The sequence below is a fragment of the Streptomyces odonnellii genome, assembly GCF_000981895.1.
Classification (GTDB): domain Bacteria; phylum Actinomycetota; class Actinomycetes; order Streptomycetales; family Streptomycetaceae; genus Streptomyces; species Streptomyces odonnellii.
On the sequence record NZ_LATD01000316.1, the window covers coordinates 1 to 1,609 of the forward strand.

The 1,609-nt window shown below is 68.4% G+C and carries 1 protein-coding gene and 1 pseudogene; both read right to left on the reverse strand.

Annotated elements, in window-relative coordinates:
- Nucleotides 1–981, reverse strand: a 981-nt coding sequence (locus WH07_RS27130; protein ID WP_052744572.1) for a CBM20 domain-containing protein, incomplete at its 3' end; no start/stop codon positions are given.
- A gap of 144 nt (nucleotides 982–1,125) precedes the next feature.
- A pseudogene (locus WH07_RS27135) lies at nucleotides 1,126–1,609 on the reverse strand (hypothetical protein); the annotation flags it as partial.

Here is a 1,609-nt window from a genome sequence, read left to right on the forward strand (position 1 = left end):
CCGCAGCATGCTGCGGTTTGCACGGCGTGTTCCAGTGGTGACAGGTGCGGTGCGGTGGCGGTCAGGCGGTGTGGCCAGCAGGCGGCAGGCGCGCAGGGCTTGTTCGATCTCTGGGTGCTCCCAGGACGGGGTGGAGAGCACGTTGGGGGCGTCTGGATGGCCTTGCAGGTGGGTGAGGTGACGGGCGGCGTTCAGGAGGGGCTGTGCCCATGCGGGCATTTCGGCCAGACCGTTTCCTGATCTTTCGTGCAGGCTTTTGATCTGCTGGCTGCTGTAGCCGGTCAGGGCGCGCAGGGCGACGCACGCCGCGTGGACGGGGTGGGCGACGCGGGTGTGGATTCGGGCGGCGATCTGGGCGGTGTGGGGGTGGCAGGGGTCTTGGTGTGGTCCGGGTACTGGCAGAGGTGGGGTGATGCCGGTCGGCTCGGAGCCGGGAATGAATGTGAGGGTGAGGGGCTCGCGCGGTTGCGGGGGCAGGCGGAACCAGAGTTCGGTATCACGGGGTGGGAAGGCGGTCGTGTGCTGCCACCACGGGTGGTTGTCGGATTCCGGCGGACCGCTCGGGGGATTCCAGTGGGTGGTCGCGGCGCGCGTGGTGTCCAGCACGCGGTGGGGAATCGTGTCGAGAAGGGCGGCGGTGGGGCGCGGGAAGGGGCCGTTGCAGAGGAGGGTGAGACGGGTGCCGGTGAGGGCGCTGAGTGCCAGCAGGTGTTCCCATTGAGGTTTGCTGAGGCGGTGGGCCCGGCAGACGGTCGTGTGGGTGATCCCGAGTGCGATGAACCAGGACGCGGCGATGCGCCAGCTGCGGTCGGAGTTGTTGGTCCATGCGGGTAAAGGGTGCGCTTCGTCGGGGACGGGCAGGTGTTTGCCGAGGGCGCGGATCAGGTCGTGAGCAAGGTATGCGCCGGTTCCAGCCAGGGGTGTGGGGTGGACGGTGATGCGTCCGTGGGGCGGCGTGTGTGCGGCGAAGGCGAGGCGCATGTAGTGCGGTTCGTCGTGTGGGGTGACGACGACGGTGACGAGGGGCAGTGCGGTGTGGTGATGTGACTGCCAGGTCGGGCACCACTTTTCGCCTCTCTTCGCGTCGTCGGGTTCTGCCGTTTGTGGTGCTGTGGGGGGGCAGAGTCATGTTTTGGCCGCTCTGGGGGTCAGTTGGCGCAGTAGTTCCTGCGGGCCTCTGGTGATGTGCTGGGTGCTGCGGTGGGTGAGGGTGGCCCAGCGTCGGAAGTTGCCTTGGGCCCATGTCTGGTCGAGGTCGCGGAGTACGGCGGGATCGGTTCGCTTCCAGTGGGGGTGGAAGGCGGGGATGACGGTGGTGATCTCGTCTTCGTCGAGGACGTCGAGTTCGTGCCAGCAGGTCACGCGGGAGGCGAGTACAGGGGTCGTGCGCAGGGCGCGGAGGCGGTGGCTGCCGGCGGCCAGGGCGACTGTCACGCGTGTGTGCGGGTCGTCGTAGAGGTAGCGCACGTATTCCAGGCAGGACGCGGAGAGTTGGTGGGCTTCGTCGATGGCTAGGAGCCGTGGGGGGTGGTGCAGGGCGTGGCGGATGAGGTCGTCGCTGGTGCCGGGGTCTTTGGGTGGGGGGCTGGGCAGGCAGAGGGCGTGGTGG